This is a genomic window from Paenibacillus sp. 10L310 (genome assembly GCF_056395745.1).
In genome coordinates this window covers 148,417-173,338 of record NZ_JBFTKC010000004.1, presented here as the reverse complement: position 1 = coordinate 173,338, position 24,922 = coordinate 148,417, and the positions used below count along the sequence as shown (strand labels likewise).

Sequence of the window (24,922 nt, the reverse complement as noted above, 5' to 3'; positions counted from 1 at the left end):
GTAGATTATTTAGTGATGCCATATAGATAACAGCAGCTTTTTTAAAAAAAGAGAAGAACCCTTAGGTCCTCCCCTTAACTTCTTAATGATAATCACACTTGAAATTTGTAAACTCAGCTGAAGTATCTTGCCCGCTCGCGTATAACCCAATAAGTACGCCTGTAAAACCTCCTGCCACCTCCGAGGATAGGTATCTCGTCTGTGCCGTGCCCAGCAGAATCTCTTCACCATCTGTTTGAAACAGGAAACTGTAGCGTTCTTGGCTTGAGCGGATCACCAGCGTTGCATGCTGTTTATTTCCCAGATCCACTTCATGTTCTCTCGATTTGATATCACCGATATTTAGACGCTCGATCACCTTATAACCGTCCTGCTCCTGACGAATAGCCACTTCATAATGATGATTCTCATCCATGTAGATCGTGATCCCGGCTTCTCCACTCGTCAGACTAACATCGACAGAAATCGTAGCATTAAAGTCTTTTTGACGTAACCCAATGAATGTTGGGGATGCCGGAACGTCCAGCGTTACATCGGTCCCTGTTAGCGTAAGCTTATCTGATTCGAGCTGATAATACTCTGTATTTGGATGACGAAGGTAACACCAGTCGAGGTTCCAGTCTGTATTTGCAAACGTATAATGCTTCTTATCTTGCTGGATCACCGTAACTGGGATACGATTGGTCTCAAAACTCGTCAGCGTTGTTCCTTCATGCCCGGCTGTAAACCATCCGTCTTCGCCAAACGTAATTGGAGTCAGAAATACTTCTCGACCCAAATGATGGTACGTAGCCCATCTGCCGATCTGTCGAAATCCCAAGTGAAAGAGCCACCAGTTCCCCAGATCATCCTGAACTATATCACCATGCCCCACACCCTGGACCTCATACCCGCCCAGATTGCGATTGGTTAGAACTGGATTGTGCGCATAGGCTTCGAACGGTCCTGAAGAAGAAGTTCCCCGAGCATACGTAACCATGTGACCATACTCGGTGCCGCCTTCAGCTGCAAGCAGGTAATAATAACCGTTCATTTTATAGAGATGCGGACTTTCCAGATATCGTCCACCCGTTCCGTTCCATATCGAACGACTCGGGGTCAGTTTGCGGCCAGTTTCAATCTCAAGCTCACACTGGACAATTCCGCCAACGCCTTCATCATCCACGCCATTACTCATAAACAATGTTTTTCCATCTTCAAAATACAAATCGGGATCAATTCCGCCTTGATCCACATAGATAGGCTCAGACCATTCTCCGTAGATATTATCCGTCCAGACATAGAAATTCTGATGCGTCGTATCGTTGGTTGTGACCATATAAAAACGCCCGTTATTGTGCCTGATGGTTGGGGCAAATACACCCCCGGAGCTGTTCACCGTCTCTAGCTGAATCTGGCTTTTACGAGTCAGGCAGTGACCAATCTGTTTCCAATTCAGCAGATCCTTGCTTTCAAAGAGCGGGACACACGGAAAATATTGAAAAGAACTACACACCATATAGTATGTATCGTGCACCTTAACCACACTAGGGTCTGGATAAAAACCTTTTACAACAGGGTTATTGTATTTCATTACTCCACTCCATCTCTTATTATAAAATTCACAAATATAAGAATTCAACTTCGTAACAACTACAAAAATTAAACACCATCGGGTGTAAACTTGCAATGAATCTGAATTGCATCTTGGAGTTAATTTTATTAAATTAATATATATGTGATTTTAAAATATTGAGTGTAGGGAGTTGTACAGATGATTAAAGCAAATGGGGAGCCCCAGTTCCTTCCTTTATATGAGGCGCTGGCAAGTGAGGTCAGATGGAGAATCATGGATATGATTGCAGATCGCGAAATGAATGTGAAGGATATTGCGGCAGTATTAGAGCTTAGCCCCTCCATTGTCACGATGCATATTCGCAAACTGGAGGATGCGGGTCTAATTGGCAGCAGACGAGTTCGGATCAACGGAGGGACGCACAAATTATGTTACCTCAAACAAAATCAGATTGAGATCGAGCTACCGTCCGCAAGCCAAACTTCACGAACCAGAGAACAGACGATAGCCGTGGGACACTACACTGCTTTTGATATCCACCCTACCTGTGGGCTAGGAACACTTGAGAAAGAGATCGGCGTATGGGATGATCCGCGTTACTTCCTTGATCCCGAGCGTGTTCACGCCGCTATCTTGTGGTTTGGGAAGGGCTATGTTGAATATAAAACACCTAACTTTGTACTACCGGATCAGACCACCGATGCTATTGAAATTTCGATGGAACTAGCCTCTGAAGCTCCGGGATTGCGAGATCATTGGCCTTCGGATATTCGTTTCACCTTCAATGGCGTTTCTCTCGGAACGTGGACAAGCCCTGCCGACTTTGGCAGAGCAGCACGCGGCAAATATACACCAGAATGGTGGCATCGTAATGTGAATCAGTATGGATTATTAAAGACCATTCGTATTGATGGTTCCGGTACCTATATGGATGGTGAGCGGATGTCAGACATTACTCTCAAAGATGTCAAACTAGACGAACCGTTCTGGACGCTACGCTTCACGGTTGACGAAGAAAGCCCCAACGTAGGGGGATTAACGATCTATGGTGCCGGTTTTGGTAACCATGATCAGGATATTGTTATACGTGTACTTCAGATCTGAAGTACCCGCTGAGGGGAGGTGGTGATATCATCAGATCTGGCATTTAGAAAAATAACCTGTCTATGTGTTAGCAATCATTCTGTGTTTGGAACCACTTTCTTAGCTGATTAATTTGAGCTTGATGATAACGGTTATGGTCAGCCATATGCCATAATCCCCAACGTACCGTAGCTTGTTTTTCGTTCTGATGTCCAAAAGTAACTACTCGATCTAGGTCAGCATCTGCTACTTGTGTGCATGTTTCTTTCAGAAGGGTTAATACACCCTCATATTGAGAGATAAGTGTGTCACGTGACACATCTTGAACCAGCGGAAGTCTATTATTTTCATCAGTCATGGGACCATATTGCTCTATTAATGACTGTGGAAGGACAGATCCCTTTATTCTATAAACCCAATTCATATCAACAAACATAATATGTCGTATTAATTGAGCTGTACTATTAAACTGGTTCTTTTCCCCTTTGTAATCTACCTCTTCTTGCGACATACCTTCTGTAATTGATTTAAGTCTTTGGCTATTTTCTGTTACAGCAGAAAATAACATCCCCACAACTGGTGACATGTTGGCTTCACCTTGTAGATCGTAAATCATAGCATCCCTCCACATGTCTATTTCGATGACTCTCTGATCAGTCTTTGATGCAATTCCCAGATCGCTACTCTATTACTATCCCATTTAAGTATTTCACGAGCTTCTTCATAAGCCACCCATTTATATTCTGAGTGCTCATTGGATAAAGACAGATCCATTTCATCTAGTTCTACTCCAAAGCAATACTCAGGAATAACAAATGTATCAGGTCCCCACTTAAAATAACCAACCACATCTACCACGGAGCGAGTCGAGCTTGAATTAAGACTCCTGTATTTACTATTTAAAGGGATTCCCGCCTCTTCAAATGCTTCTCTCATAGCTGCTTCTAATGGTTTTTCTTCATCTTCCCCTCCCCCAGCTATGCCCTGCCAGTAACCTTCTCTTGATCTTCGAAAGATAGCGTATGCATAATCATTTGAATCTTTCAACCTGATATAAGGAAAAACTAATATTTGAAATGGTGCTCGAGACACAAGTACACCCCTCCTCTTTACCCTCGTTCTTTCAACAGTTCCTTAATTTCCCTTAACTCTGATAATATGTCTTTGGTGTGCTGGCTATTTTTGGAGTTATCTATTCCAACTTTCACAACATAAATACCGAGGAACAGATACACCACCAACATAATGATCATTCCCATGTATATCTCTCCTTTCCAAAGTAGCAGCACATTGCTACGAACGTTCACTATCCTCTCTCTCCAACTGATTCCCATGGAATGCCTTCAAAATAAAAGCCCGATCCGGAACGTTCAACCGTTCATACGATTGAAGATACTCCATGTTGTCATATGGAACGCCAATGAATTTCACGTCCACTTTGCCCTCTTGGAGATCCACAATGCCATATCTAGCTATGGCAAGATCGTTACAGCCTAGAGCGCCCGGATTCATATATACTCTTTGATCTGTCTTATAATAATGAAGAATATGATAATGACCAAAACAAACCAAATCATGGGCCGTTCCCTGATATCTTGCATCCAATTTGGTCCTGGATGGTTCTTTATCGATGACATCCAACTTGTCGTTGTTCATATGATAGTGAGTCAAAAGGAACCGATGTCCTTCTACCTCTTTTTCAACGAATTTCGGTAGAGCTTGAATTTTCTTGATCGATTCTGCACTCAAATGCCGACCAATCCATTCGTGATGCTCGGCCATCCCTTTGTGCCCTTCTAATGGACCCTTATTTTGAAGCAAACTCAATACGGCCTCTTCGTGATTCCCTGAAATTGCTATCATATTTTCGCGGCTGTACAACATCTCGATCACTTCATTGGAGTACGGGCCAATACCGATCATATCCCCCAAACAAAATGTATGCTCAATGTCTCCTCTGGAATCGATATCAACCAATACCGCTTGAAGCGCAGGAACATTCCCATGAATATCGGTTAAGATGGCAACCTTCATTGTGATTCCTCCTCAGGAATATACATCGTCTGAATCTCCTGCACACCCGGAATAAAGCCCAGATTCAGATACACGGACTCCGCATCATTTCCTTGCATCACATACAAGCGTAAAACGGGATACTTACCCTTAAGTTCATTTAGTGCTCTCTGTAACATCAGCGTAGCCAGACCTCTGCCTCTATAGGCCGGACGAACACCTATGCTATACACAGCAGCCTGATTATCTTGCAAGCACAAGCGACAATTTGCAATAAGCTGTCCCGTTTCCTTGTCATATACAAGCGTGGACGCTTCGGTCAGAATTTCATTGGTATAATTAGGGTCATCACTTGGTATAAAATCTGCAAGCGTGGTATGTTTTCTTCGTGTAGCTTCAAGACTTCCTGCAAAACTCTCCAGGTCACATTGAGCAATTTCATCTTCATTCACATATTTTCTATTGCCGGTTTCACTTTCAATAATCTCTGGACTCTTCACGGTTACCCTGCTGTCCCATTCGATTTCAAAGTGATCTGTAGGCCGCTGCATCCAGCGACATTTAAACTCCACTGGCCAGAATCCAGCTCTTGCATATAGATCAACTTGGTCTGGAAGAATCTCAAAGGTCAGAATACGTTTGGTGCGATCCGACCACTGTAATAATTTATGCTTCAGAAGCTTCAATACATCAAAGCACTGCTGGAATGGCGGGATAAAAAACAAATGATACATCCGGTTAGGCTCCATTCTCACGCCCCCTATTTTGCTTTCCCCCTTGTAAATCCAGTAGGCACTGATCTTGGAAGAACTGAACTCTTCTTCCCTGAAAAATCCGACATAACGCATATCATAATAAACCGTGCAATATAATCCCCATTCGGCAAAATCAGCTTTGCGAATCGAATATTCATCCGACAGATCATATTGAAGAATATCTGTAGACCACTCAGTTAACCCCATATGTAATTCCTCCTCAGTTTTAATTAAATGGCAAGCAATCAAATCATTTTTCTATACGCCACCCCGTGAACATGAATTAACACATGCTGTGCCTCCATACGTTCGAAGAAATCCAACATGTCCTTAAACGGATTCTCGAAATACGAAGACTACCAAGGAAAACCTCTATTGTCTGCCCTGTTTCTGTATTCTTGAACATACAGTGCTCGCCGTGAACATCAAAATACCAATTTCCCGTTAATTCTTCTTCTCCGTGGATTACATCCGCATTGGTCAGCAAATGGTACGCACCTTCGAGAATTTCCGCCCGATCAGGCTGATCGGTTTCCAATATCGGTTGGTCGATCAATTGCCGCGCGATTCTTTGGTACATATCCATCACAGCCAATAATTCTTCCGTGATTTCCTAGGCTATCGCCTTCATACCTTCATATCCTTATCCGGGTATCCAATTTCTTCAATTTCACCTTCGATATCACTTAATTTCAGTTCATCATTTAATTGCTGTAGTAAGACCTCATCGATCGGCTTCATATCAAATACCTGTTCAACCAGATTGATATCCAACGCTATCTCGTAGTAATCCTGTGCCCAAGCATGATAATATTTCGCGCCGCCTACCAAAATCTCTAACAGTTCGTATTCATGATCCCCAAGCTCCGTGCCTGCAGACCACCCTTCCTGATCCGCCACACTCCAGATACAGAACGTCGTCTGATCCATTACAAATGCCGGCTCTACCACAAAAGTATTAAATGCTTCTGGAACGCTTTTTACCACCTCACTCCTATCAACCTTATGCTGAAGTGTATACTCTTTATCAAAGCCTTTAATAATCAGCCCATTCGGACTGAATATTGCAAAATAATGATCTCCTTGCCCATCTCTCATGGATGCCATTTGCTCATTCGTGTCCCACTGGGAATTATACGAGTAATACCTGTACTCCCATTCCGGCATCAAAATGGCATCCAGCATAGCTGCTGCCTTTAGAATCTGTTTGCATTCACTAATGTGAGGAAGTTTATCGATAAAATTAAGATTACCCATCGTGTGATACTGCCTCCTTTACCCTTTCAAATGGAATAATTAGTTGCCCGACCTTGCGGTTAGCAAGGATATAATAACGTATCCAAAAAGTTGAACCGCAAATACAATGACAACAAACTCAACCATTATGCTGTTCGCTGCATTAAAATCATTCACAAGATCCACAAAGATCTTCCCAGGTCGGGATAATATATCCCACGAATTCCACCGATTAAATCTACCAATGTAGACCCCTATACTGCTCAATAGCAAAATAACACCGACAACCATCATGCTAATGTACTTATTTACTAATTTGTTTAACATGCCGTGGATTTGATTGATCGAACAAGTCGAGAGCAACAATCCGATGATCGCTACGGCAAACGTCAGGGTGAGTCCATACCAAAAATCAATATTAACCCAAAATCTAACTTCCCCTTGAGCATCAAAATATCTGAATGAATGCAGAATCTCCGTAAAAAGGTAGGCCGCATTGGGCAGAAAAAAGAGCCATACTCCACACATCAGCCCCATACATATCATGCTCGTTGTGGTTAATTTCTTATTAAATATGTATCTAATGCAGGATGAGATGATGAAGGGTACCCATGCCAGGAACATGTCCCAACTTAAAAATCGATACATATTCGTATCTGATTGGGCACGTAAATACATCACAACACCTAGACAACAAAAAGTAGCCACGAGCAAGGTAACGATGAGTCGGAGATCTTGAACCGGATGTTTGTTATCTTTCATTTCTTTGCTTCTACTTCCTTTTCCTTGATGAATGTTATAAGTTATAAATACTTTTTAAATGCCTTGCTGGATTCTCCGTTGTACCCCAATTTCGTATAAAAGTGATGTGCTTCGTTTCTGGATGATCCGCTCGTAAGAAACACCTTCACACAATTTTTCTGCACACATACATGCTCTATATGTTTCATCAATTCAGATCCATATCCCTTGCTCTGCACATGTTCCGTAATGATAACCCGCTCAACTACGCCGAATGGTCTATTTTCCACCAAAGCATCCAGACAAATATGTAAATGAGCTGTGCCGATCACCTGATCACCCAGTTCATACACAAACAAGAAACTGTTTGGGTTATTCCGAACCTCTTCAATCCGTTCCGCCAGTACCTTCGTGTTTAAGTTGTTTGGCAATAATTCTTTATACAGTCTTTCAATAACCGCTGCATCCCTAGCTTCTGCCTCTCTTATCATCAAGCTTCCCCTCCCTGTTACCTCACTTGATAACTTAAAATGATATCACCGTTGTCCTCGAATTCACCCGTGTCCTGAAATCCGCAACTTTTGTACAGCGCATTTGCCGCAATGTTATGTGGAACATGGGATACCCTGATTTGCTGGCAGTCACTTCTCTCTTGCAACATACGAACCACTTCTTGAATAGCAAGTTTGCCGTAACCCTTCCCCTGGTACTTCTCATCAATCATGAAGCGCAGAATCCAGTAATACCCGTCATTGTAGATCTCGTTATCAAATAAAATAAAACCTACCATCTGATCCTCTGCCAAAATGCCGTACGGCTTGGACGTAATTTCCTTCATCGCATGCATCAATGAATCCGCATTGCTAGCTACCAAATCTAGCTGATCTTCCCGTGGTTTAAGGTGGATGCACTCGAGTTCATTTTCTTTGGTTATGGGTTGTAGGCTTACTTTTTTCACATCCACAATCATCTCTCCTTGCAGCTTATTTACTAGATTTTCTTGATCAATATAATCTCCAAAGGTTGTGTATCCAGCAATAGAGCCCCTGCATCAACATACCCCAGCTTTCGATAGAAATGTTGGGCATGTTCGTCTGATTGCGTTGAAGTCATCACCGTATCAAAGCCTTGTTGCTTCATTAGATTTTCCCAGTGATGTACCACTTTTTTGCCATATCCGCCGTTTCGATAGGGTTCATCAATCCAGATCATATTCATGAAGGGAAGGTTATCCCAAAAGTACCCGTACCTCATCCATCCAACTCTTGATCCCTCGTCCTCGTCCCATAGGATGAATATTTCTTTCTCACTAATCTTCGTTTTCACAAGTGGCTGATGGATATGCCGATCTCTTTCAATGATGTAGTCGTAGTCAGCTTCCGTTGCATACTTAATCTTCATTTGTAATACTCCCTTCATTAACTACGTCCATCATAACCCAAAATGTGGTATATGCGAACAGTTCTTTCCTCTTTTTCTCCCATGCCAAAAAACCACGGTTTCCCGTGGCTGCACCCGCTCTATTTCCCTCAATCCGCTGTTGATCCACTGACCAATTGCCCCTTGTACCATACGGCCTGCCGCGCAGATCGCCGCGCAACGGCTTCCGCCGAACAACTCGCATGCACCAATACAAAACTCGCGGTGTCGCCTACCTTCGGCCAGACTTGTTCCCCTTGTGAATCCAGCGGTGTAATCCCGCCTGTTACCCATGCCAAAGATTGAGACAAGGACAGTTCGTCGCTATATCCGTACAGTTCTGCGAATCGTCCCGCTTTCTCAAGCATATCCCCATTGCCAAAAGGAGACCAGTGATCCGTCAGGCTATCTGTGGCCAGCTTCACGTTCACACCCATACGGTGGAGCATGGGAAGAGGCATCATCGTTCTGCCAATGGGCACCGTGGAAGCAATGCTCATCCCAAGCGAGGCCATTCGCTGCGCCATATCTTCTGCTTCCTGCTGCTCTGCGCGGGCGAACCAGAACGCATGACTGACCGTAACTTTACCCTGAAGCCCTGCTGCTTCGGTCAGATTTGTGAGTTCCAACAGCGTTTGTTTGCCGGCCTGCCCGCCATCATGCAGATGAATATCGATGCCCGCCTGGTGCTGAACAGCCAGTTCAACCATGGCGTTCAGTGATTTCTCGATCTGTTCGTCCACCGTATGAGGATCAAGTCCGCCCACATGCGTTGCACCTTCCTTCATCGCTTGGCCCATAAGCTCCACTGAATGGGAGCGAAGCAGTCCATGCTGCGGGAAAGCCACAATCTCCGAAGCGATTTTGCCCGAAAATGATTCCAGAGCCTGCCGCGTCGCTTCCAGTCTTTTCAAGCCACTGACGGGTTCAATATTGCAATGACTACGAACATGAGTGGAGCCGTACCCCTGGATCAAGGTCAGAATACTCTCCGCTTGACGCGTTGCATCTGGTAGCAACTTGGGCAACAGAACCTTTTCTTCTTCAATACGTTCGAAAATACTGGAGATACGCTTAACGGCTGTCCACGGCCCATCGTAGTAAGTTTTATCCAGATGAATATGTGCCTCCTCGAACGAAGGCAACAGCAGAAGTCCCTTGCCATCTACTTGTGGTAGATCGCTAGATAACGGGTTGTTTCCTTCCACAATCTCTGCGATCACTCCATCTTTAATCCGCAGATGAGCGGGGCTTGTCCGTGTCCCCATCACCTGTTCTCCCTCCCGAACATAACTCCGCTCCACAGTCACGTTTGTTAACCAATAAGCCTGCTTCATCATGTCATCCCTCTTTTCTTACCCGGCATTACGTCCCCCGGATACCGATTGATCTATGATCCATGGTACCATACGGTTTCACCGGGCAAAAATACGTAAAACGTTGGTGTTCCATATGCGGAACGTTTGTATTACTCTACTTAATACATGTAAAAAAAACAGGCACAATACGTGCCTGCCCCGTCCACTCACCTTAATCTTCTTGATTACGTGAGTCTATTAAAAATGAAACCGCGCATGCCCTCCATCGGTCACGCCTTCAATCTGTTCGATATCCAGCAGTCTGCGCTTCATCTCCAGGCCTCCACGGAACCCGGTCAGCTTGCGATTAGCCCCAATAATGCGGTGGCATGGTAACAGAACCGGAATTGGATTGGCCCCATTGGCAGCCCCAACTGCTCGCACAGCTGAAGGTCTTCCAATCGCAGCAGCTATATCACCATAGGTCCGAATTTCACCATAAGGCACACGCCCTAGCTCTCTCCATACCTCCTGTTGGAAATTCGTTCCGATCAAGTCCAGTGGGATTGCATCTGTATAAGCCATCAATTCTCCTGCAAAATAGGACTGCAACCAATCCATCATACCTGTTTGTTTCAGAGCATCCTCGTTCTCTTCCAGTTCCACGCCAGGTGCAACTTTCTGTATCCAGCCGTTCCAGTCCTCCAGTGTTTCGTTGGGCATGACCACTCGGCACAACCCCTGTTCCGTAGCGAGCAGCACCCATGGACGACCGTCCAACTGCATCGTGGTGTACATCAACTTTTTTCTCATTCGTTTACCGCCCTCTCCCTGGTGGAATGCTTAATGCTAGAACTAGGAGGTAATCTGCTTCTTCACCTTACGTTTCATACTGCGGATCATTTGCTTGCTCTCTGGATCAACGCGATAAGATTCCGTGATTTTCTGAAGTGCCTTATTATACGTAAAATCATCCAGGGTATTACGGTTCAAATAACGCATAGTCACCTCAGGTTGTTTCACATAAGCCATTGAGATGGCCCAAGCAACTGCCATTTTCACATAATACGCCTCGTGCCTAATCTGATCCAATGCAGATAGAACCTGATCGATATATCGCTCATTAAGATAAAAATTCAACAGCATTACCACACCAAACCGGATTTCATATTCCTGATCTGATCTCAGATACGGCTGCAAGAACGCCCACATGGACTCCGAATGGACCTTCGTATATTTCAGTCCCGCACAGAAGCTGTCACACACCGACCAGTTGTCAATCTTCGGTACAAATGTTTCAATAGCCTTTAACAGCTCGTCCAGATCAGCCTGTACATGTCCAATGACCATCGCTTGCAACATCACTTCTTCAAAATATTCATCCTCTGCCGTTTCCAGATACGTGCGCCAGTCCCCGGCGGCAAGCTGCTTGGCAATTTTTCGTAAGGCTGGCAACCTTACACCAAGTACATTCGTGATGTTGGGAATAAGTGCGGCCGAGAATTTTTGATACTCCGGCTCAACCATGCTGAGCAATTGTGTTCTGATATCTACTTCCACTAGCGCATGTCCTCCTCGTCTGTTTCTGTACAACAAGTATATCCTTGAAGCGGCTGTTTGTAAGCCCATATCGAATAGGTGAGCAAGATTACAATATTATTTTTGGCGCTCCCTTTTTCCCTTCGTTGTTTGACTTTCAACCCATTCCGTTTAAAAATATGAAGTTGATCATTCAGAAAGGAGTGTCGATATGAACAGACCTCATACCAAGAAAGATTTCTCCGTGGAGGAGATCACCGAACAACTCGTGCAACATGTACAATCCCGGAACCTTCCCGATTTCTATAAATTGGTGAAAGAACTACATCCCTACGACCTCTCACTCGTATATAAAAAGTTCCCTGAAGAAGAAACCAATCGGTTTCTGCTCCTATTCAAACCCGATGCTCTGGCGGATCTCGCCGAGACCTTGAAGCTGCACGAACAGATTCAACTGTTTGAACGACTTGGGCCGGAACGAACACTTGAAGTCATGCAGCAGATGGACAAAAGTGATCTGATTCGGTTCATGCACGATTTACCTGCCAAACGCAGAGAAGAATTGCTGTCCAACATGAATCTGGACCACTCTGCCATTATCCGATCCGTGCTTAATTACCCGCCGGAGACGGCTGGACGGATCATGACAGATCAATATCGGACCCTGCTCGCTCATGAGACAGCCAAGGAAGCCTTACGACAATCGCAAGGTACCATGCATATCTCAGCCTCCAGTTATCTCTATGTAACCGATAATGAAGGTAAACTGGTCGGTGTCGTGAGTTATCGATCCCTTGCCCTGGCTGACGATAAGACCCAGGTTGAAGAACTGATGACCCGGCGGGTGATCCATGCAACGGTAGATATGGACCAGGAAGAAGCAGCACAGCTTCTACAGCGTTATGAGTTTATTGCACTTCCGGTGGTGGATGAAAATCACAGGTTATGCGGTATCATTCAGATGGATGATGTCATCGATATTATTATGGATGAAGCCAGTGAAGATTTGGCCAAGATGGGGGGCGGTAGCAAGGATATCGACTTTGATACCAAACCACTCGTGGCCGTCAGACGCAGGCTTCCCTGGCTCATCTTGCTTCTATTGATTGGTCTAATCTCGGGAAGTATTGTGGATTTCTTTGAGGATACACTCAATCAGGTTGTGGCATTGGCATTTTTCATGCCGATGATCGCAGGTATGACCGGTAACACAGGAACGCAGTCTCTGGCTGTTGTGGTACGCGGACTGATCGGACGCAAGCTCGACAAAGCCACCGTACTCGCACTGATTGGTCGGGAGATCAAGGTAGGCATAATGATCGGCTTGGTATGTGGATTGCTGATCACCGTCATCGCTTATTTCTGGCAAGGGGACTGGCTACTGGGCGCCATTATTGGGGTATCTCTGTTCCTCACTCTGGTCATTGGTACACTGACCGGTACATGCATCCCGCTTCTGCTTAGTCGTTTCAAAGTCGACCCGGCTGTTGCCTCTGGCCCGTTAATCACCACATTGAATGATATCTTGTCCCTGTTTATCTATTTTGGCATCGCCACACGTTTCCTCGATGCCTTAATGTAACTAAGTTGTGCATACAGCAAAACAGACCTGATTCTGAGATCAAGGTCTGTTTTTTCATTTTACCAAGTGTTACGCTGATCTTTTATTTTTATTATAGATATCAAACGCTACAGCGAGCAGTAGTACCAATCCCTTAATCCCCTGTTGCCAGTCAATACCGAGACCAATCAGGGACATCCCGTTATTCAGCACACCCATAACTAAACCACCGATGATGGCACCAAATACCGTACCTATGCCCCCTGAAGCGGAAGCACCACCGATGAAGCAGGCCGCAATGGCATCTAACTCGAAGTTGGTACCCGCTCTTGGCGTAGCTGCATTCAGACGTGCGGCGAAGATCAACCCGGATACCGCGGCAAGTGTACCCATGTTCACGAAAACCCAGAAGGTTACCTTTTTTGTTTTGACTCCAGACAGACCTGCGGCCTTCTCATTACCTCCAAGCGCATACACATGCCGTCCCATGACAGTACGATTCATAACGAAGGAGTACACAACGATCAGGACAAACAGCAGGACCAGGATATTTGGAATACCTGCATAACTTGCGAGTACAAACGTAAACAGATTTGTCACAACAGCCACCACAATCAACTTGAGCAAAAATAGTCCCTTTGACACGACCTCGAATCCATATTTTCGCTGGGAACGGCGTTCCCGCAGTTCATTGACAATGTACCAAACGGTGAGCACAAGACCCACAATGATAGACACCAGACCGAAACCTGAGAATTGAATGTCCGCCAAGAAGCCAGAGCTTATTTTCTGGAAACCACCCGGGAAAGGAGAGATCGATTGCCCCTCCAGCACGATCATCGTCAAGCCACGGAACAGCAGCATACCTGCCAGCGTCACGATAAATGCCGGAATTCGCACATAGGCGATCCAGAAGCCTTGCCATGCACCGATCAAAGCACCAACCAGCAAGGAAGCGATGACTGCAAGCCAAGCCGGAAGCTGCCAATCAACCATCATAATCGCGGCAACGGCACCAACAAAAGCTGCAATGGAACCAACAGACAGGTCAATATGCCCGGTAATGATGACCAGCACCATTCCGATCGCCAGCACCAAAATGTAACTGTTCTGCAAAATCAAATTTGTAATATTAATCGGCTTGAGCAACAGCCCGCCTGTAAGTACCTCGAACAAAAGCATAATCACTACCAAGGCAATAATCATGCCGTATTGACGGATATTATTTTTGAACAGTTTTGTTATCATTTCCATGCTTGCCGCCTCCAGACTTGGTCATATATCTCATCAACGTTTCCTGCGATGCTTGCTCCCGGCTGACTTCACCGGTGATTCGTCCGGCATTCATCACATAGATCCGGTCACACAGGCCAAGAACCTCCGGAAGCTCGGATGAGATTACCAGTACGCCCTTGCCTTCAGCAGCAAGCCGATGAATGATCGTATAGATTTCGAATTTCGCTCCCACATCGATACCGCGGGTAGGTTCATCCAGGATAAGAATATCTGGTCCGGCAAAAATCCATTTGCTGAGCACCACTTTTTGCTGGTTGCCTCCACTCAGATTACCGGTCTTCTGCAAAATACTTGGTGCTTTGATGTTCATGCTTTTCTTCATCTTTTCCGCCACCAGTACTTCTTCACGCTCGTTCACTACTGCGTTTCGCGTCAGCTTGCTCAGACCCGTTAAGGAAATATTGCGCTTGATGTCATCCATCAGAATGAGTCCGTATTCCTTGCGGTCTTCTGTCACATAAGCAAACCCATTCTGAATAGCCTCTGTGACGGTATTGTTGTGGATCGGTTTACCATTCTTAATGAGTTGACCCGAAATATTCCGGCCATAGGATTTGCCAAATATACTCATGGCAAGTTCGGTACGCCCAGCGCCCATCAGCCCGGCAATACCTACAATCTCACCACGTCTGATATTCATATGGATCTGATCCAGTACCTTCCGCTCGGCATGATGTTCGTGATATACCGTCCAGTCCTTTACCTCAAGGATAACTTCACCAATGGTCGCATGACGCTCCGGATAACGGCTAGTGAGATCACGTCCTACCATTCCGCTAATAATCCGGTCCTCCGTCACTTTTTCCTTCTTCATATCCAACGTCTCAATTGTCTTGCCATCCCGTAAAATAGTCACCGAATCGGATACCTTGGATACCTCATTCAGCTTGTGTGAGATCAGGATACAGGCGATGCCCTGTTTCTTGAATTCCAGCATCAACTGCAGCAGATTTTCACTGTCGTCCTCGTTCAGTGCAGCGGTTGGCTCATCCAGAATAAGCAGCCGCACCTTTTTGGAGAGCGCTTTCGCAATTTCGACCAGTTGCTGCTTGCCTACCCCGATGCTGGATACCAGCGTGTTTGGATTTTCGCTCAGTCCCACCTTCGAGAGCAGTTCTCGTGTACCTACAAAAGTTTCCTTCCAGTTGACAATTCCTCTGCTGGCACGCTCATTGCCCAAATATATATTTTCCGCGATTGAAAGGTAGGGAATCAGGGCCAACTCCTGATGGATAATGACGATTCCCAGATCCTCGCTCTGCTTAATATCCTTGAACTCACAATTTTTGCCCTGAAATAAAATGTCGCCTTCATACGTGCCATGTGGATATACACCACTCAGTACCTTCATCAACGTAGATTTACCTGCGCCATTTTCACCACATATGGAATGAATTTCGCCTTCACGGACTTTCAGATTGACATTTTCCAGCGCTTTGACGCCAGGAAAGGTTTTGGTGATGTTTTTCATTTCCAGAATGATTCCGGCCATGGGATGTGCTCCTTTCATTTATTATTTCAGTCCGATTTCTTCCTTCGTGTAATACTGTGTACCAACGATATCCTGCTCCACATTTGTACGGTCCACCGAGATGGGATCCAAGAGATACGCCGGAACAACCTCAATTCCATTGTTATATGATGTTTCATCATTAACTTCCGCTTGTTTTCCTTGCAAAATACTATTGGCCATCTCTACCGTCTTCTCCGCTAGCTTCCGTGTATCCTTGAACACCGTCTGCGTCTGTTCCCCGGCCACAATCGACTTGATCGAGGCAAGTTCGGCATCCTGTCCTGTAATAACGGGCAGCGGTTTGTTCGAAGTACCATAACCAATCCCTTTCAAGGATGAGATGATACCAATACTGATTCCATCATAAGGAGATAATACTGCATCCAGATTATCACCCGAGTAATAAGCACTCAGCAGGTTATCCATCCGTGACTGGGCCAGTGCCCCGTCCCAGCGTAAGGTCGCAATCTGGGCCATCGTCATCTGCTTGCTGCGTACCACCAGTTTGCCGGAATCGATGTACGGCTTCAGCACAGACATCGCACCGTCGAAGAAGAAATAGGCGTTATTATCATCAGGAGAGCCACCAAACAGCTCAATGTTATAAGGTCCTTTTCCATCCTTGAGCCCAAGCTTTTGTTCGATGTAGGAGGCTTGAAGCACACCCACCTTAAAATTGTCGAACGTGGCGTAATAGGTTAGATATGGCGTATTTCGAATGAGCCGATCATACGAGATCACTTGTATCCCTTCGTCATGCGCTTTCTTGATTACATCCGTTAAAGTGTTGCCATCCACGGACGCGATGACCATCACATCCACACCTTTGGTGATCATGTTTTCAATCTGTGAAATCTGATTCTCGACCACATCCTCAGCATACTGAAGATCGGTTTTGTACCCCTGCTCCTGAAACAGACGGACCATGTTCTCCCCGTCTCCCACCCATCGTTCTGATGATTTGGTTGGCATCGATATACCGACATATCCCTTTTCTTTACTGCCTGGGCCACTCTCTGCCAGATTGCAGGCCGAAAGCATCAAAGTCATCACCAGAAGCCAGATGAGCATTGCTCCTTTTTTCATATGAAGTTCCCCTTTCCTCACGTCATACGGTTCTGAATGAGTTATAAGATAACGCTTACAATGCATGTAGTGCATCCTGTTGCTTACTGTTCCTGTCTGAGACCAATCGTAGCATTGGAGAAGCCATAAGGTCTTTGCACGTTTTGAACCTTTTTTATAAAAATTTAACTTTTGATGGAAACGCTTAAAGTACAAGTTTGATCCACGAGATACCATTCCAGAGTCAAAAAAAAGGACATGCTCCACTTCGCTTCACACGAAGTAGAACATATCCATCTCATTTATCACACGTCTGAATGAATAGCTGTAATACGATATTTAATTCACAGAAGGATGATAAGCCGTCCCCCCGTTCTTTCGATACTGCACTGGAGAAATGCCCATTGTTTTCTTAAATGCAGTGCTGAAATAATGTTGCGTGTCATAACCTACACGCTCAGCTATGGTGTGAATCGGCAGTGTTGTTGAATCTAATAACTGTATAGCCTTGCGAATGCGAGCATGCGTGACAAGTGTGACGAAGGAATCATTCAGCTCTTTCTTCAGCACACGACTAAGATATACGGTAGATACTTGTAGACGGGAAGCGAGTGATTCCAGGGTCAGTTCCCGCTCGGCATACTCTTCGTGAATAAGTTGTCTTGCCCGGCGAACCAGAGGCGACAACTGCACTTCCCCGAATACCCGTTCACGGCAATGACGGTACGTATCCGGCGTTTCTTCCAGTGTCCCTGCATGTGTCTCCACATGAGCATGAATGGCAATATTCAAGCAAGAACTAATCTGCTGTTCCAGAAGGGACTCTATTTCTTCAGGGGCTTCCTGCCACAGACACATGCCGATCAACCCGCTTACGTCCCGAAACAGGACATGTGGCACGTCCCCCAGCAGTTCACTAATTATATTTTCCACTGCAAACAGAAACAACTGACGATCATTCTCTCTCAGTATCGTCTGACGAGCTTCAGCGGCAGGCCAGCGTACGACCCCGATCTGCACAGGTGGGACGGCGGGCAGCCGTAAAAACACAAGCTGCTCCGTCAGATCCCTCCCTTCAGCCTGCCCCTCCAGCCACTCCAGCATAAATCGCTGGCGAAGCAACGGGATATTACGTTCAATCTGATGAGCTGCCTGTTGTACATATGCCGTCCTCTGGTGCTCTTCAGTAAGTCGCTGATGTAATCGCTCAAGTGCAGCATATAATTGTTCTGCTTGCACAGGTTTTAAGATGTAATCCTCTACGCCAAGACGAACCGCCTCCTGCGCATATGCAAATTCATCATGTCCCGAGATGATCAGGTAACGACAGCCCGGGCACTTCTGCTGAAGGGCACGGATTAGTTCGATTCCGTTCAGGAATGGCATATTCATATCAACGAGAACAATATCCACACCCAGGTCAGCCGCCCGTTCCAGCGCTTCCTCGCCATCTTCCGCTTCACCTACAACCTCCATCCCGAGAGTTGCCCAGTCAATGGCATCCCGAATCCCCTCACGAATGATCGGTTCATCATCAGCGATGAGCACGCGGTATTTCTTCGCAACATGGCTATCCGGCGTAATCTCCATTACTGTAGTCAATGTGGATGTCTCATCTGTTTCAGTGGAAGTTGTCACGGTCGATTTCATGAATTTCCCCATTCACTCTCCTGCCTCTCTTCGTTATTGATTTGCTTGGTTGGTGGGAGCTCTCGCATCAACGGATGAATGATGGTCACACTCGTTCCTTCACCTTCCTGGCTCTCAAGCACAACACCGTATTCATCGCCAAAGGACAGCCGGAGACGGGCCTGCACATTCAACATTCCATAACTTTTGCCTGTTATCCCCGGCGAAGACGTTTCCAAACTGGCCAAAGGAGCTTCGAGCAGCTGCTGCATCTCGGCCAGCCGTTCGTTGGACATGCCTGCTCCATTATCCTGAACGGTCAGTAGCAGTCTGTTATGTTCCAATCTGGCCTCCACCCTAATGTGTCCCGGCCCACGCCTGCCCTTGATTCCATGATAGATTGCATTCTCTATTAGCGGCTGAAGCAGCAGCTTTAACACAAAAAGGTCCCGCATTTCCTCTGGAATATTCAATGTATACTGAAGACGATCGCGGTATCGTGTCTGCTGAATTTGCAGATAGCTGGTCATATGCTCAATCTCCGAATGCAGCGGAATGTAATCCTGTCCTTTACTAAGCCCTATGCGAAATAATCGAGATAACGCGCCAACCATGACGGACACATCTTCTGCACCCTCTTTGCGTGCCATCCAATGAATCGTATCCAAGGTATTGTACAAAAAGTGTGGTTTGATATGCTCCTGCAAACTTCGCATTTCAGCGTCGCGCTTCTGCCGCTCCCGCAATTCATTTAGTGATATCAATTGTCGAATCTGTGCCAGCATTCGGTTATAACTGTTGCCAAGCATGCCAATCTCATCAGCGCGATCGCTCCAGCGGCCTGGTCTGAGATTGCCGGTCTCCGCCCTTCGCATGTAGGACATGAGTCGGAAAATGGGCTGAGCAATAGAACGGGAGAACCATAAAGAGGCGCTCAGGCCAAACAAACAAACCACAAATACAAAGCTAACCACGTAAAACTGGATTTGGCGTACTTCGGATATCGAGTCTCTTGTGGGAAATACCCCTACCGTTCTCCAACCGGTAAAGGTAGACGACTGATACATGAATAATAACGTTCCACCTTCTGTATCGGCGGTAAACGTTCCACTCTCACCGGAGGGGAACCAGTCTGTGGGAATGTGTTCTATTAGCGGATGCTCCGGCTTGTATACACTTTGACCTTCTGCATCCGTAACCATCACATAACCGGATTTCCCCAAGGTTACATTACGGGCAGCCTGAGAGACGGACCTAAGTTTAAGATCAATCATAATAACGCCCCGCACACGTCCTGACGCTTCATCCGTTATGGAACGCGCAACCGATACAATCTCATCATCCTTGTACCGTACATGTGTTGTGAGATTACGCTCTTTCGGCTGACCCAACACCGTGAAGATGCCCGGATTGGCCGAAGCTTTTTGATACCAATTTTCCTGAATCAGGCTCTGTTCCGCTCGGGGATACATCTCGTTGCTAATATAGTCACCACTTGCACTGACGAGAACTATCCCGGCGATTTCAGGATACAACGTTGTGAATCCCTGCAAGGTTTGTTTGATGCCATATAACCGATTTTGCTCCGTTTCGGCATTGGTGTCCATGTTCATCGGTTCGATACCTGCTTCATCATTCAGTGGCATTTTGTCGTTCATAAAAGCATCAATCTCCGGGTCAAATGCAATCAGATAGGTCATATTCTGCAAATTCTCCATTTTGCTGTTCAGAGCTTCATTCACTTTGCCAATCAGTTGCATGGTATGCCCTTCAACCTGTCGTTCAACAACCCGCTCCACCGTCCAGTTCACAAGCAACCCAAGCCCTACGGAAGGCACAATGGCGAATAACAGAAAAAGCAGCATCAGCTGGTACCGAAGGGGCATATTACGCAAGCGTAAACGCCGAATCCCGTTCCTGAAAGTGGAGAGAATTACTCTCCTACTCCAAGGCCTTGGACTCTTGAAATACTCCTTGTTATTTGGCATAGTAATCATCCACATCCGAGCGTGTCACCACAGAGATCCCTGTGTCCACCATCACGGGAAGCGGTGCATTTTCACCGGATGAGGATGGGGCAGGAACCGTTAACTGGTGATGCAGATGGAACAGATATTGGAGTGACCAATATCCCATATTCCAGGTTCCCTGTGCAATTGTAGCTGAGATCGTACCGTTCTTGATCATATCCAATGTAGTCTTATTTGTATCAAACGAAATAATCTGCAATGGATGTCTGTCCCCGAGAGTTTGAACAGCTTCCCCCGCTCCTGCCCCTCCGGTAGCTTCAGTCACAAAAATTCCCGCCAGCTCGGGATGTTCCTTCATCATTCTGATTGTTTCGTCTCTGGATACCATCGCATCACCGTGTCCGTCTGCAACTTCAACAATCTGCATGGAAGGGTATCTCTCCTTGATCGTATCGCGGAAACCCTTCGTGCGCTCTTCATGATTTTGTTGTCCGGGCAAGGTTAATACCGCGACCTCTCCCTCACGACCCAGCAGTTCAGCCATTTTATCGGCAGCCATTACACCCGACTTGTAATTATCTGTCCCAAGAAAAGAATAGGCCTGGCTATCGGGTGCATCCGCGTCAAATAATACAACAGGGATATCTGCGTCGATTGCCTTGTTAATCGCTGGAACTAACGATTGAGGATCGATTGCAGATATAGCAATGCCTGCGGGTTTACGAGCGATAGCCTGCTCGATCACCATGGTCTGCTCCTTCGCATCATACCGGGTAGCCCCGCGATATTCTACGGTCACGCCGAGTGCATCCGCGGCATCCTCGAAACCTTTGAGCGGGCTCTTCCAATACTCCAGCCCGGACTGGAATGTAATCATGATATACGTCTCTCCGATATCACCGCGTAGCCCCCGGTCCTCCCAAGAACTGTTTACCTGACTGGTGTATTCAAACCTCAATACATACAACGCAAAGGCTGAGATTAGCAAAATGTAAACCAGCAGCATTTTTTTCATTCCGTTCACTTCCTCAAGTCGTCTGATCACCTTGTACATCGTCTAAATTGTAAACGCAATCATTCAAAAAGAAAACCACCCCTTATCTTTTAAAAACAAGCTCCTGCTGTTAACGGTGTACCTGCTGCAATAATGTACTATATGGTTTCTCCCTATGGACGTATGATCATGGAACTAAACTACAACCAGAGGAGAGCATCATCCTTATGAATCTTGCATCTTTTTTAATCTACTGCATCGTCGTAACATTTACCCCCGGCCCCAGCAATATCGTAATTCTTTCTTCCGTACAACAGGTTGGGGCGCGTCAAACGATGCAATATGTGTGGGGAGCTACGTTGGCATTTGGTCTGCTGCTTACCGCTTCAGCTTTTCTTAATCAGCTTCTTGCGGGAGTGTTACCCGGAATTCTGAAGGTGATGCAGATTGTCGGCGGCCTGTACATGGTGTATCTGGCGTACCAGATCTACAAGATGGGTACCACCGAGGATGCACCAAAACAAGTTACCGGATTTTGGAACGGTTTCATCATGCAATTTGTGAACCCAAAGGTCGTCTTGTTTACTTTCACTGTCATTCCAAGTTATGTATTGCCCTTTTATCAAAGTTCATTCTCATCGTTTCTGTTCGTGGTGCTCATTACCTTCATTGGATTTCTGGCCTATTCCAGTTGGGTTGTTTTTGGTACGGTTTTCAGAACGTTGCTGAATCGCCACCAAAAATTACTGAGTATTCTCATGGCACTTTTTTTGTTATACTCAGCCATTATAGTATCCGGATTAATCTAAAGCTTGGGAGGTGTGCTGCATGGAACGGTTTAACTATAAAAAGTCGCAAGACGTGCTGGCACTATCCGCCAGCTTTACTGATTTTGCATACAAAAAACATTGCCATGAAGAGTATGCGGTCGGTGTAACCCTGCGTGGCATTCAACAATACAACCTGGCCGGACAATATCAGGCCTCTCACCAAAATGGTGTCATGTTGTTCAACCGCGAACAGTCTCATGATGGAAGTTCCTATGATAAGGCTGGCATTGACTATGTGATGCTGTATTTGAAGCCGGAATTAGTAGAGGAGATTATAGGCAAAAAGGAATTGCGTTTTGGAAGTCCCATCGTCTATGATCCCGAGCTTGCACGTAAGATCCTGATGCTGAACGATGCCGTTCAACTCAGACAGAACGAAGCCGAGTGCAGCGAACGGGTCTTTGATCTGGTTCACCTGCTGGCTCAGAAGGAAATGGACACCAAGCTCTGGTTGCCTCAGGACAACCTGGTCCGCAAAGCCAAGGAAATCATGTTTTGCAGCACCGAAGATGTGCTCAAGCTGGACAACCTGAGCTCCGAATTTGGCATGTCCAAGTTTCAATTTATCCGTGAATTCAAAGCACAAGCAGGCATATCCCCCTACCAGTTTTTCTTAAACTGCAAAGTAGAGCGTGCCCGTCAATCCATCGAAATGCAGAAGGACGTCTATGCTGCTGTTGCCGATTGCGGATTCGTCGATCTGACCCATCTGAATCGACATTTCAAACGGGTATTTGGTGTCACGGCTTATGAATACATGTTGCAGCTGAACTAGCTGCAACAATCCTGAAAATCCCCGTATAGAACGTCAATGTTTCTTAACGTTCTGTACGGGGAATAGCTTTTTTTCCGTTGGGCAATCAGATTCTTTTCTTTCGTCTCCAGAGCCACAGTACTGCCAATGCTGCTAATAAAATGACTCCGCCATATAAGATGAGATAGAAAGGCCCAGTTCGCCCACCACCATCATTGGTTTCTCCAAAATCTTCTTTACTTACAACCTTTCCCGCACCCAGCAATTTCAGATCGTCTCCGGCTTGTTCAATTGGAACATTGCGACTGCACAGATTCGTATGAAGCTTATGATCCACTTCATATTGATAAGCATAGATCAGGTAGGACTGATTCTTTTCAAATTGAATGCCACAGGACTCAGAACCACCGTCACTCGCGAGAATTTTCATCTTTTTGGCATTAACCCCCTTCCATGCAGTATCTACATCAAAGGTATACTCTCTTAATAAGCCATCATGCTTCGACTGTTGAGAACGTCCCTTCTTCACCACTTCTCCTGTAAATACAGTTGTGTTTGTCTTCAATCTCTCTTGAGCATCACTCTCGAGACAACTGCAAGCATACACTTTCTCTCCGGGAAATAGAGCTAACCCAGACGTAACCAACAGTAAGATCAACATGCACATCACCAAACGTCGTTTCATTCCGACCGCTCCCCTCCTACATTCTCTGCTTGAATAAGCGTTGTTAAGGTTACATATTTTTATTGTTGCTATATTTATTGTAAAATTATAGCACAATATAAATATCGTTATGTCCGACATACGCAAGGACACAACATACGAAATCAACCATCACGGAGGAACTCAACATTTGATACACAACTGGAAAAAGAATATCTCCTTCCCGCTGCTCGTTGCAGCGTTATGCATGATCGCCTTTATAAGCATCGCCCTGTCCATCAGCGACAACCAGATTCATCGATTTGATGATACCTTAATCGGCTGGATTCAGGGGTTGGAATCCCCTGGTATGACACAATTCATGCACCTTTTCACCTGGATCGGCAGCGAAATGCCAGTGGTCTTCATTACCATCATCGCCATGATTGTGTTGTACGTTTGCCTGCGACACAAACGCGAACTGCTCTTCCTGGCTTGTGTGCTTGCAGGTTCAACCCTGTTAAATGCATTGCTCAAACTGGTATTCCAGCGTGCCAGACCTACCATTAACCGGATTATCGAAGTGAGCGGCTATAGCTTCCCCAGTGGGCATTCTATGGCAGCATTTAGCCTGTACGGTGGACTGGCCTTTCTAATCTGGAAACATGTACCCACCGTCACAGGACGTGTGCTGATGATTGTTGCCAGCGCCGTATTTATACTAACCATTGGTATAAGTCGTATCTACTTGGGGGTGCATTATCCAAGTGATATCGTAGGCGGATACTTCTTGAGTGGTTGTTGGCTCTCCACATGCATATGGTTTTATCGGCGACATTTGGAGCGCATGTCCCAACTGCAAAGCAGAAGGCTGGCCTAGGCGGCCCGCTATTTAACTACACAAAGAAATATCCGGCTTTCCTTAACTGAAGGATAGCCGGGTATTTTTATATTCATATATAGTAGTCCTGAACTCGTTCAGGACCACATGGACCGCTTGTCCCATTTAAGGGAACAAGCGGATCTGG

26 protein-coding genes are annotated in these 24,922 nt (G+C 45.8%); 5 read left to right on the top strand and 21 right to left on the bottom strand.

The window, feature by feature from the left end; translation table 11 throughout:
- Positions 1-82: 82 nt before the first annotated feature.
- The gene (locus AC1DE7_RS12965; protein WP_477534511.1) at positions 83-1,573 is read right to left on the bottom strand and encodes a glycoside hydrolase family 43 protein; all 1,491 of its coding nucleotides are present in this window, start codon (positions 1,571-1,573) and stop codon (positions 83-85) included.
- Between the two features lie 180 nt (positions 1,574-1,753).
- Between AC1DE7_RS12965 and AC1DE7_RS12960 the strand changes: the two genes are divergently transcribed.
- Complete coding sequence (locus tag AC1DE7_RS12960; RefSeq protein ID WP_477534510.1) at positions 1,754-2,659, top strand: ArsR/SmtB family transcription factor; 906 nt, start codon at positions 1,754-1,756, stop codon at positions 2,657-2,659.
- 67 nt (positions 2,660-2,726) lie between these two features.
- Here the strand turns inward: AC1DE7_RS12960 and AC1DE7_RS12955 are convergent, their stop codons facing one another.
- The 13 genes from AC1DE7_RS12955 to AC1DE7_RS12895 form a co-directional block, all read right to left on the bottom strand.
- Positions 2,727-3,254, bottom strand: a complete 528-nt coding sequence (locus tag AC1DE7_RS12955) for a DinB family protein (protein ID WP_477534509.1) — start codon at positions 3,252-3,254, stop codon at positions 2,727-2,729.
- Between the two features lie 17 nt (positions 3,255-3,271).
- The gene (locus AC1DE7_RS12950) at positions 3,272-3,730 is read right to left on the bottom strand and encodes an NUDIX hydrolase (RefSeq protein WP_477534508.1); all 459 of its coding nucleotides are present in this window, start codon (positions 3,728-3,730) and stop codon (positions 3,272-3,274) included.
- A gap of 17 nt (positions 3,731-3,747) precedes the next feature.
- Entirely contained in the window at positions 3,748-3,897 is a 150-nt protein-coding gene (locus AC1DE7_RS12945; RefSeq protein WP_477534507.1) for a hypothetical protein, read from the bottom strand.
- 34 nt (positions 3,898-3,931) lie between these two features.
- Positions 3,932-4,672 (bottom strand): metallophosphoesterase family protein, encoded by a 741-nt coding sequence (locus AC1DE7_RS12940; protein WP_282320481.1) that lies wholly within the window; start codon positions 4,670-4,672, stop codon positions 3,932-3,934.
- Positions 4,669-5,613: a GNAT family N-acetyltransferase gene (locus AC1DE7_RS12935; protein ID WP_282320480.1), complete on the bottom strand. Its 945-nt coding sequence runs from the start codon at positions 5,611-5,613 to the stop codon at positions 4,669-4,671. The genes AC1DE7_RS12940 and AC1DE7_RS12935 overlap by 4 nt, the downstream gene beginning before the upstream one ends.
- A gap of 420 nt (positions 5,614-6,033) precedes the next feature.
- Positions 6,034-6,663 carry a hypothetical protein gene (locus AC1DE7_RS12930; protein WP_477534506.1) on the bottom strand — a complete coding sequence of 210 codons (630 nt, stop codon included), beginning with the start codon at positions 6,661-6,663 and terminating at the stop codon, positions 6,034-6,036.
- A gap of 39 nt (positions 6,664-6,702) precedes the next feature.
- On the bottom strand, positions 6,703-7,404 hold the full coding sequence (locus AC1DE7_RS12925) for a DUF1361 domain-containing protein (RefSeq protein ID WP_477534505.1): 702 nt from the start codon (positions 7,402-7,404) through the stop codon (positions 6,703-6,705).
- 41 nt (positions 7,405-7,445) lie between these two features.
- The gene (locus tag AC1DE7_RS12920) at positions 7,446-7,874 is read right to left on the bottom strand and encodes a GNAT family N-acetyltransferase (protein WP_076252886.1); all 429 of its coding nucleotides are present in this window, start codon (positions 7,872-7,874) and stop codon (positions 7,446-7,448) included.
- A 17-nt stretch (positions 7,875-7,891) separates the two neighbouring features.
- Positions 7,892-8,347 carry a GNAT family N-acetyltransferase gene (locus AC1DE7_RS12915; RefSeq protein ID WP_477534504.1) on the bottom strand — a complete coding sequence of 152 codons (456 nt, stop codon included), beginning with the start codon at positions 8,345-8,347 and terminating at the stop codon, positions 7,892-7,894.
- 26 nt (positions 8,348-8,373) lie between these two features.
- Positions 8,374-8,784 carry a GNAT family N-acetyltransferase gene (locus tag AC1DE7_RS12910; protein ID WP_405157754.1) on the bottom strand — a complete coding sequence of 137 codons (411 nt, stop codon included), beginning with the start codon at positions 8,782-8,784 and terminating at the stop codon, positions 8,374-8,376.
- Positions 8,785-8,912: 128 nt separating this feature from the next.
- Entirely contained in the window at positions 8,913-10,139 is a 1,227-nt protein-coding gene (locus AC1DE7_RS12905; RefSeq protein ID WP_477534593.1) for an amidohydrolase, read from the bottom strand.
- Positions 10,140-10,358: 219 nt separating this feature from the next.
- Positions 10,359-10,913 (bottom strand): methylated-DNA--[protein]-cysteine S-methyltransferase, encoded by a 555-nt coding sequence (locus AC1DE7_RS12900; protein WP_076329125.1) that lies wholly within the window; start codon positions 10,911-10,913, stop codon positions 10,359-10,361.
- Between the two features lie 42 nt (positions 10,914-10,955).
- Positions 10,956-11,660: a DNA alkylation repair protein gene (locus AC1DE7_RS12895; RefSeq protein ID WP_076252888.1), complete on the bottom strand. Its 705-nt coding sequence runs from the start codon at positions 11,658-11,660 to the stop codon at positions 10,956-10,958.
- 190 nt (positions 11,661-11,850) lie between these two features.
- Between AC1DE7_RS12895 and mgtE the strand changes: the two genes are divergently transcribed.
- The gene (gene mgtE / locus AC1DE7_RS12890) at positions 11,851-13,221 is read left to right on the top strand and encodes a magnesium transporter (protein ID WP_127549853.1); all 1,371 of its coding nucleotides are present in this window, start codon (positions 11,851-11,853) and stop codon (positions 13,219-13,221) included.
- Positions 13,222-13,290: 69 nt separating this feature from the next.
- On the opposite strand, the gene mmsB is transcribed toward mgtE, so the two are convergent.
- The 6 genes from mmsB to AC1DE7_RS12860 all read right to left on the bottom strand — a co-directional run bounded on the left by mmsB (position 13,291) and on the right by AC1DE7_RS12860 (position 21,688).
- Positions 13,291-14,454 carry a multiple monosaccharide ABC transporter permease gene (mmsB, locus tag AC1DE7_RS12885; protein WP_036617110.1) on the bottom strand — a complete coding sequence of 388 codons (1,164 nt, stop codon included), beginning with the start codon at positions 14,452-14,454 and terminating at the stop codon, positions 13,291-13,293.
- The gene (gene mmsA / locus AC1DE7_RS12880; RefSeq protein ID WP_047844003.1) at positions 14,423-15,988 is read right to left on the bottom strand and encodes a multiple monosaccharide ABC transporter ATP-binding protein; all 1,566 of its coding nucleotides are present in this window, start codon (positions 15,986-15,988) and stop codon (positions 14,423-14,425) included. The genes mmsB and mmsA overlap by 32 nt, the downstream gene beginning before the upstream one ends.
- Positions 15,989-16,009: 21 nt before the next feature.
- A complete protein-coding gene (gene chvE, locus AC1DE7_RS12875) occupies positions 16,010-17,095 on the bottom strand; it encodes a multiple monosaccharide ABC transporter substrate-binding protein (protein WP_036617106.1) in 1,086 nt (361 codons plus the stop codon).
- A 318-nt stretch (positions 17,096-17,413) separates the two neighbouring features.
- Positions 17,414-18,712 (bottom strand): response regulator, encoded by a 1,299-nt coding sequence (locus tag AC1DE7_RS12870; RefSeq protein ID WP_477534592.1) that lies wholly within the window; start codon positions 18,710-18,712, stop codon positions 17,414-17,416.
- An 8-nt stretch (positions 18,713-18,720) separates the two neighbouring features.
- A complete protein-coding gene (locus AC1DE7_RS12865) occupies positions 18,721-20,589 on the bottom strand; it encodes a cache domain-containing sensor histidine kinase (RefSeq protein WP_477534503.1) in 1,869 nt (622 codons plus the stop codon).
- Between the two features lie 91 nt (positions 20,590-20,680).
- On the bottom strand, positions 20,681-21,688 hold the full coding sequence (locus tag AC1DE7_RS12860) for a substrate-binding domain-containing protein (RefSeq protein ID WP_100529115.1): 1,008 nt from the start codon (positions 21,686-21,688) through the stop codon (positions 20,681-20,683).
- Positions 21,689-21,894: 206 nt separating this feature from the next.
- Here AC1DE7_RS12860 and AC1DE7_RS12855 point away from each other — a divergent pair, with 206 nt between their 5' ends.
- Positions 21,895-22,476 carry a LysE family translocator gene (locus tag AC1DE7_RS12855; protein ID WP_017686897.1) on the top strand — a complete coding sequence of 194 codons (582 nt, stop codon included), beginning with the start codon at positions 21,895-21,897 and terminating at the stop codon, positions 22,474-22,476.
- Positions 22,477-22,495: 19 nt separating this feature from the next.
- Positions 22,496-23,272: an AraC family transcriptional regulator gene (locus AC1DE7_RS12850; protein WP_477534502.1), complete on the top strand. Its 777-nt coding sequence runs from the start codon at positions 22,496-22,498 to the stop codon at positions 23,270-23,272.
- Between the two features lie 85 nt (positions 23,273-23,357).
- On the opposite strand, the gene AC1DE7_RS12845 is transcribed toward AC1DE7_RS12850, so the two are convergent.
- Positions 23,358-23,936, bottom strand: coding sequence for a hypothetical protein (locus AC1DE7_RS12845; protein WP_477534501.1), 579 nt, complete (start codon positions 23,934-23,936; stop codon positions 23,358-23,360).
- Between the two features lie 169 nt (positions 23,937-24,105).
- Here AC1DE7_RS12845 and AC1DE7_RS12840 point away from each other — a divergent pair, with 169 nt between their 5' ends.
- On the top strand, positions 24,106-24,774 hold the full coding sequence (locus AC1DE7_RS12840) for a phosphatase PAP2 family protein (protein WP_413407539.1): 669 nt from the start codon (positions 24,106-24,108) through the stop codon (positions 24,772-24,774).
- Positions 24,775-24,922: the final 148 nt, after the last annotated feature.

Bases quoted from the DNA above. Each gene is read 5' to 3' on its own strand.
- AC1DE7_RS12965 (WP_477534511.1), bottom strand. From the start codon at position 1,573: ATGAAATACAATAACCCTGTTGTAAAAGGTTTTTATCCAGACCCTAGT.
- AC1DE7_RS12960 (WP_477534510.1), top strand. From the start codon at position 1,754: ATGATTAAAGCAAATGGGGAGCCCCAGTTCCTTCCTTTATATGAGGCG.
- AC1DE7_RS12955 (WP_477534509.1), bottom strand. From the start codon at position 3,254: ATGATTTACGATCTACAAGGTGAAGCCAACATGTCACCAGTTGTGGGG.
- AC1DE7_RS12945 (WP_477534507.1), bottom strand. From the start codon at position 3,897: ATGGGAATGATCATTATGTTGGTGGTGTATCTGTTCCTCGGTATTTAT.
- AC1DE7_RS12940 (WP_282320481.1), bottom strand. From the start codon at position 4,672: ATGAAGGTTGCCATCTTAACCGATATTCATGGGAATGTTCCTGCGCTT.
- AC1DE7_RS12935 (WP_282320480.1), bottom strand. From the start codon at position 5,613: ATGGGGTTAACTGAGTGGTCTACAGATATTCTTCAATATGATCTGTCG.
- AC1DE7_RS12930 (WP_477534506.1), bottom strand. From the start codon at position 6,663: ATGGGTAATCTTAATTTTATCGATAAACTTCCTCACATTAGTGAATGC.
- AC1DE7_RS12925 (WP_477534505.1), bottom strand. From the start codon at position 7,404: ATGAAAGATAACAAACATCCGGTTCAAGATCTCCGACTCATCGTTACC.
- AC1DE7_RS12920 (WP_076252886.1), bottom strand. From the start codon at position 7,874: ATGATAAGAGAGGCAGAAGCTAGGGATGCAGCGGTTATTGAAAGACTG.
- AC1DE7_RS12910 (WP_405157754.1), bottom strand. From the start codon at position 8,784: ATGAAGATTAAGTATGCAACGGAAGCTGACTACGACTACATCATTGAA.
- AC1DE7_RS12905 (WP_477534593.1), bottom strand. From the start codon at position 10,139: ATGAAGCAGGCTTATTGGTTAACAAACGTGACTGTGGAGCGGAGTTAT.
- AC1DE7_RS12900 (WP_076329125.1), bottom strand. From the start codon at position 10,913: ATGAGAAAAAAGTTGATGTACACCACGATGCAGTTGGACGGTCGTCCA.
- mgtE (WP_127549853.1), top strand. From the start codon at position 11,851: ATGAACAGACCTCATACCAAGAAAGATTTCTCCGTGGAGGAGATCACC.
- mmsB (WP_036617110.1), bottom strand. From the start codon at position 14,454: ATGGAAATGATAACAAAACTGTTCAAAAATAATATCCGTCAATACGGC.
- mmsA (WP_047844003.1), bottom strand. From the start codon at position 15,988: ATGGCCGGAATCATTCTGGAAATGAAAAACATCACCAAAACCTTTCCT.
- chvE (WP_036617106.1), bottom strand. From the start codon at position 17,095: ATGAAAAAAGGAGCAATGCTCATCTGGCTTCTGGTGATGACTTTGATG.
- AC1DE7_RS12865 (WP_477534503.1), bottom strand. From the start codon at position 20,589: ATGCCCCTTCGGTACCAGCTGATGCTGCTTTTTCTGTTATTCGCCATT.
- AC1DE7_RS12860 (WP_100529115.1), bottom strand. From the start codon at position 21,688: ATGAAAAAAATGCTGCTGGTTTACATTTTGCTAATCTCAGCCTTTGCG.
- AC1DE7_RS12855 (WP_017686897.1), top strand. From the start codon at position 21,895: ATGAATCTTGCATCTTTTTTAATCTACTGCATCGTCGTAACATTTACC.
- AC1DE7_RS12850 (WP_477534502.1), top strand. From the start codon at position 22,496: ATGGAACGGTTTAACTATAAAAAGTCGCAAGACGTGCTGGCACTATCC.
- AC1DE7_RS12845 (WP_477534501.1), bottom strand. From the start codon at position 23,936: ATGAAACGACGTTTGGTGATGTGCATGTTGATCTTACTGTTGGTTACG.